The 5,811-nt window shown below is 53.5% G+C and carries 7 protein-coding genes; 6 read left to right on the top strand and 1 reads right to left on the bottom strand.

The window, feature by feature from the left end:
• Window positions 1-187: hypothetical protein (locus GSQ73_RS17955; protein WP_216844823.1), on the top strand; the 187-nt coding region annotated here is incomplete at its 5' end.
• A 301-nt stretch (window positions 188-488) separates the two neighbouring features.
• Here GSQ73_RS17955 and GSQ73_RS17835 read toward each other — a convergent pair.
• The gene (locus GSQ73_RS17835; protein ID WP_158886672.1) at window positions 489-1,430 is read right to left on the bottom strand and encodes an integron integrase; all 942 of its coding nucleotides are present in this window, start codon (window positions 1,428-1,430) and stop codon (window positions 489-491) included.
• Window positions 1,431-2,706: 1,276 nt separating this feature from the next.
• On the opposite strand from GSQ73_RS17835, the gene GSQ73_RS17825 reads away from it, so the two are divergent.
• The 5 genes from GSQ73_RS17825 to GSQ73_RS17950 all read left to right on the top strand — a co-directional run.
• On the top strand, window positions 2,707-3,111 hold the full coding sequence (locus GSQ73_RS17825) for a DUF2251 domain-containing protein (protein WP_158886668.1): 405 nt from the start codon (window positions 2,707-2,709) through the stop codon (window positions 3,109-3,111).
• A 556-nt stretch (window positions 3,112-3,667) separates the two neighbouring features.
• On the top strand, window positions 3,668-4,159 hold the full coding sequence (locus GSQ73_RS17820; RefSeq protein WP_158886666.1) for a hypothetical protein: 492 nt from the start codon (window positions 3,668-3,670) through the stop codon (window positions 4,157-4,159).
• Between the two features lie 79 nt (window positions 4,160-4,238).
• The gene (locus GSQ73_RS17815; RefSeq protein WP_158886664.1) at window positions 4,239-4,808 is read left to right on the top strand and encodes a hypothetical protein; all 570 of its coding nucleotides are present in this window, start codon (window positions 4,239-4,241) and stop codon (window positions 4,806-4,808) included.
• A 92-nt stretch (window positions 4,809-4,900) separates the two neighbouring features.
• Window positions 4,901-5,524, top strand: coding sequence for an RNA methyltransferase (locus GSQ73_RS17810; RefSeq protein WP_158886662.1), 624 nt, complete (start codon window positions 4,901-4,903; stop codon window positions 5,522-5,524).
• A gap of 74 nt (window positions 5,525-5,598) precedes the next feature.
• Window positions 5,599-5,811 (top strand): hypothetical protein (locus GSQ73_RS17950; RefSeq protein WP_216844822.1); only part of this gene is annotated, 213 nt, incomplete at its 3' end.

The raw sequence follows: 5,811 nt of genomic DNA, 5'->3' as shown, positions 1-5,811 counted from the left end.
GCTCCTGATGGTGCTCGGATGGTTCTTTTCCCCAAATTCCCTGCTGTTTTCCCTGAAAGCAGGGAAAAAGGCCGTTGAGACAAGTTCGCACGAGACTCTTAGCACCGCCAAACAGACAAGCCGCAGAGAACCTTCTCTGCGGCTTTTTTGTGCCCAGATTTTCGTTCAGGGTCAGAAGTCTTACTGAGAGTTCGAATGCCTGTTCCCCCGCCAAACAGACAACCCCCAGAGAAGGTTTCTCTGGGGGTTTTTTGTGTCCAAAATTTGTTTCAGATAGCACAGTCCTATTGAGGGTTCGAATGCCTGACTGATGCGACTGCAACTTTTCCCGCTCTTCAGCGGAGAATTCTCTTCGTTCTGCGAATGACGTCATTGTTGACCAACTAGCCACACAGCTTAATAGTCATCAGCAAGCAGTTATCTATCTAGGCAAAGGGCCCAGGCTGCCCAAGCAGGACATTTCGGGAACGCCCGGTTCGGTGGCGTTCCTACAGTAGATCGAGAGGGCTGATCGTGTGGCGTATTGCGTGATGTACGTGGGTATAGATCATTGTTGTTTTGATGCATCTGTGGCCGAGCAGCAACTGGATCGTCCGGATATCTACGCCGTTCGCAAGCAGGTGCGTAGCAAACGAGTGCCTCAGCGTATGGACCGAAGCGTGCTTATGGATCCCTGCCTGTGATAGAGCGTCCTTGAAGTGTTTTTGGAGTGTCGACTCCGAGGCATACCAGCGTAGCGTTCTTCCTGAGCCGGGACATTTCCTGGTGATGCGTGATGGAAATACGAACTGCCAGCCGAACAGGCGGCTGGCGTTTGGATATTTCCGGTCAAGGCCACCGGGCAGGGGCGCGTGCCCCGCACCCGAAGTCAGATCGTGCTTGTGTATGCGTGCCACTCTGATGAGCTGCTCCTGCAAAGCTGTACGCAGGCGGGCGGGAAGGATGGCCGTGCGGTCCTTGCCGCCCTTTCCCGATCGGATGTGAATAGTGCCTGCGCTAAAGTCGATGTCCTTGACCCGCAAGGTTAGGCATTCGGTTATGCGCAATCCTGTGCCGTAGAGCAACTCGGCAATCAGTCTTGAAAGGCCGCCAAGAACGGCCAAGATCTGTCGGACCTCCTCAACGGTGAAAACCACTGGCAGCCTGGATAAGCGTTGAACTCGCTTGAGTCCATCCAAGTGCCCCACCTCCACCTCGAGCACGTCACGGTAGAGGAATAACACGGCATTGAGCGCCTGAGACTGAGTCGAGGCTGCGACGTTTCGCTTGGCGGCTAGATCGTTGATGAACGGTGCAATGCCAACAGCACCCACGTCCCTTGGATGGCATTTGCGATGGAAGAAGATGTACTGGCGGATCCAATACCGGTAGGCCTCTTCTGTGCGTCGGCTTAAGTGCCGTCGCCGGCAAACGATCGAGACTTGGTCCATAAGACGAGGTGCGGCTGGTGTAGGGACTTGCTCACCCCATGAGGGTCACTCCAGTGGGGGTAAAGGATGACACCGTAGCGCTTAGTGTGTGACGATCTCAATCGGGGTTTGGGTTGGATGTATAACTCGACTCAGGGCGAGCAACGTCAAGCGAAACAACGGCAAAGAGTCTTCGGGCCCCACGTGAGGCGAGACGTATAACCCGACCCAGGTCGGTCTATTAGGTAGTTAGGCTTCACCATGGATAGTTTCTCTGAGCGAAGGTATAACGATGAGGCATAGGACATGTGCAAGAACACTTATCTCGACCGTTCTAATGCTGATAATTGGCGTAGCCCCACACGTCGCGCTATCAGAGGACGTCGATATTCAAGGGATAAACTTCAAGACCGGCCGTCCCTTAGTTGGGGACACGCTAAAAGATGTTGTCGCAGAACCCTCCAATGATTCGCTTGCGATCCTTCGGCAAGACGCTGATGTCCTGAAAGAATTTCCGAAACTACGGATGAGAATTGTTGGTTTTACGGATAATCAAGAGTGCAATGGGAAGGCATGCATAGACCTTTCTTTTCGCCGCGCAAAGTACGTTCGAGACTGGTTTATTAGTCATGGCGTTTCTAGTCAGAAGCTTAGTGGGCCAGAGGGCCTTGGCGGTGCACAGCCTATTGATAACAATGCGTTGGAGCGGGGCCGATCGCGTAATCGGCGTGTGGAGCTCCAAGTCCTGACTTATCCTAACGGAAAGCCATTTTCTTATCCTTCTGATTGAGAGTGTCGGAATACGCGCCTAACATCTCGTTCAAGGCGGACGGCTTCGCCGCCGCTAAACTCCAGCATTAGGGCTCTACCCAATGTGGCGATTTGTCCTACCATTTTTCGCACTCAGCGGCGTTGCCCAAGCTTATCCAGCGTGCCACCCGTCCGAAAGCTCCAATAGCGATTTGGCCCGTGCTACAGAGATCGTCAAGCGTCTTCCAGAACTCACCGCGTGGACAAATGACAATTCCGTTTTTGACACTGGAGCGCGCGCGAATGTCAGAGGTCGGTGTTACGAGGCTGTGTACGTCTATTCCGTTCTTCCAACCAAAAATCTCGACCTTCGCTACGTTTTCGTCGTGTATCTTCCCACCCAAACGATTCTGTTCGAGGACATCCCAACTCTCGAATTTCTTACGCTCAGACAATGGCGCGTTCGTAGGGCTCGCGGCACCTAGCCCTAACCACTCATTCGAGGCGGACGGCTTCGCCGCCGCTCAATTCAAGCGTTAGGACTCTCATGCCGGTTAACGTCGTAACCAAGCGGCAAATTACGGTCGGCACCGAGGAATTCGTTGAGGGTTCTGCTCCGGACGGCTCTTTTGTTGTGGTCTTCGAAGACGATGGAGACACTGGCTACTTCTACGCGCTAGGCCAGTCTGAATCTGGTCAGTCCATCCAAGACGCCATGCATATCTACAGCGCGGCCAACGTCACCGATAAGCATCTACCTTCAGTCGTTGAGCTCGGCTGGTCCTCCGACAACTGCAAAGCGGTCTTGCTCATCAATGACTATGCTCACGCGATCTTCGATTTCTCTGCAAAGCGCGGTTACTGCCGCACAGGTTTCCCGCCTCCGTCCGAGAATTGGCACGGCCACGACTGGGACGATTCCGCATTTAAACTCTTCGCGGTAGAGTCCTAACCACTCGTCCAAGCGGACGGCGTACCGCCGCCGCTTAACTCAAGCGTTAGACCTTATCCCATGCCAAAGGCTCTCCGAATCATCATCGTCGCGTTAGCTCTTCTGCTGTGCTTTTCCGCATTTGCAAGATCTCCTCGGCTGTCTAGCGAAGCTGCTTGCGCACACATCAAGAGCCGAGTTGCGCAACTTGAGTCCGCGCCGCACGGACCCGACGAATACCATTGCGAGCTGACACACGAGGGTTCAGAAGGTTCAGGTCGTTACTACTACGTGTTTGGCCTTTACTCAAACTACCCCGCGCCGCCTGGCGCTGGCCCGGATTGGGTAGGGAGCAGCATCGTGGGTTGGTACGCGGTATCGCGTTCCACTGGCAAGCTCTACCGCTGGGACGTCGGTGCAGAAGCAATCGAAGGCAAGCTCTAGCTTCGTTACTGTGCGCCCGCGTGGTCTAACTATGCGCTCAGCGGACCGTGCGGAATGAGGTTTCTGGCGAAAATCATGCGCTGCGGCCCGCACGGCCGCTTAGCTTAGGCGTTAGACACTAGAGGGGAAATAAATGGCGTCAGAAAAATCATCAACCTTCAACTACATCATCGTCGGGCTCCTTGTAGTGAATCTCTGCATCACGAGCTATTTGGCTCTTAGGCCAGCTTCGTTTAGCGCGACAACAGGATCCGCAAAGACCAAAGTTGATGTATCCGAATTAGAAGCAGGGAGCTTCGCCAATGAAGTGGTGAAGCTTTACAACAAAAAAGACAACGTTGCTCTTTACGCCAAGTTTGACAACCTCGCCAAGGCGCAGTTCTCACAAGAACAACTCAACGCCCAATTAAACAAGCTGTACCCTCTCATTGGGACTATCAGTGACGCCACCTTCTCGGATGCCGTGGTCGCGGAGAGCAGCGGCGGTCGCGATTATTACAATCTAAACTACAAGGTCCGACTCACCGGTGGTCCCTTCAATACTGGTGATATGAAACTTACTGTGATTCGTCGCGAAAGTGGGTTGAGCTTGATTGGTTTTTTTGTCAACGGAAGTAGTCGCTAGTAGTGTCTAACAACTCGTTCAAGGCGGACGGCTCCGCCGCCGCTTAACTCCAGCGTTGGGCCGCTTGGAGGAGTAAGTAATGTTCGGACTGTTCAAGAAGAAACCAGTGGCTCAAGCAGAGGTTGCCGGACGCAAACCCCGCGGCGTCCTGCCGACTTACGTCACAGATACGATGGTTGTTCTTAGCAAGGCCTCGCCAGCCGTACGCAACACGTACGAGATACGCCTTGCTCTTTACATGGCCAAGTCCCGCAATCTTCGCTTTTTATTGGCGGTCAGGCCTGGCGCAAAAGTCGAGGCTTCTGTTCGGCAACTCTTGGGCGAGCAAGGCGCGGCCATCGAAGAGTCCCAGCTTGATGACTACTGTGTTTCATTGGGATGGGGCTTTGAAGAGGGAGAGCGCGAAGGGTGGGTGCTTGGCGACACCGCAGCATTCAATGCGTTGGTAAAAGAACTTGAGTCATCCGATCTCAAAGCTTTGCTTCGTGTGGGCGCGAGCCTATCGGGCTCTCAGCTAGATACTGTCATTGCCAGTTTGGCAAATGAGAAAACTACAGTTCTTAATATCGATGGTGAGAGAGTCATAGAGGCGATGCTTGTGCTTGCGACTGATGCCAGAAAGAACGGAGGCATCTTCTTTGTCCAATAATCAGTGCAACGCGGCCCAACGAGGCACCGCACGCGACGGCTTCGCCGCGCGTGAGCTTGGGCGTTAGGCCGCACACGTCAGGGTTCTGGAAAATGGAAGAACAAAAGAAGTCAAAGCCGAGCCTGCGCGCGCGCGCGAACAAGGTCAAAAACTCTCGCTGCAAGAATCTGATTGCTGTCATCGAGAACCCTGAAGACATCAGGAATATCGGCACCATCATTCGCAATGTGAACGCTCTGGGCGTCGAGAAAGCGTATGTGATCACTAGCAAGAGAGATCTCCCTGACGATTGGCAGGAGATGCGCAATAAATCGAAATTGAATGCCATTTCTGCTTCTGCAATCAAATGGAGCTTCGTCAAGAAGTTCAACGATTCCGAGAGTTGCTTGGCCCATCTAGAAAAAAATGGATTTGTCTCGGTTGTTACGTCTCCCCACACTAAGGGGCGCAAGAATGTCGTCTTACATGAGGCTGATTACACCCAATACACAAAGCTTGCGGTGTGGTTCGGAACTGAGGGTGGTGGCATCAGTCAACTCGCACTTGAGCGGAGCGAGCTATGTGTCAACATTCCAATGGTCGGGATAATCGAGAGCCTCAACCTCGGCACCTCATCGGGTATCGTGCTCTACGAGATCACCAAGCAACGCCGTATATTTCAGGACAAGCTTCGCGCCAAAATTGCCGCCAAGAAGGCTACAAATCGTGCGGTCTAACAACCCGTTCAAGGCGGACGGCTCCGCCGCCGCTTAACTCCAGCGTTAGGTACCGCAATGGAATGCCTCGCAGCATGAAGAATCCGAGTCACAGCAGCGAAGTTATTGCGCTCAAAAATGAGGTCGAGGGACCGATCCCAACTGCTTGGCGAAAAACGCTCAGTGCCATTGTTGAGGCTTTCGTCGCTGGTGACTACGGGTTAGAGAAAGGGGTGGCTAACGTCGCACCGGTATCCGCCAAAACCGCTTCGCGCATCCGCAAATATCTTCAGGACTACGGCGCGACT

It is taken from the genome of Rhodanobacter sp. L36 (assembly GCF_009765755.1).
Lineage (GTDB): Bacteria > Pseudomonadota > Gammaproteobacteria > Xanthomonadales > Rhodanobacteraceae > Rhodanobacter.
Note: the sequence above shows the minus strand (reverse complement) of the source record. Positions and strands in the feature narration are given on the sequence as shown.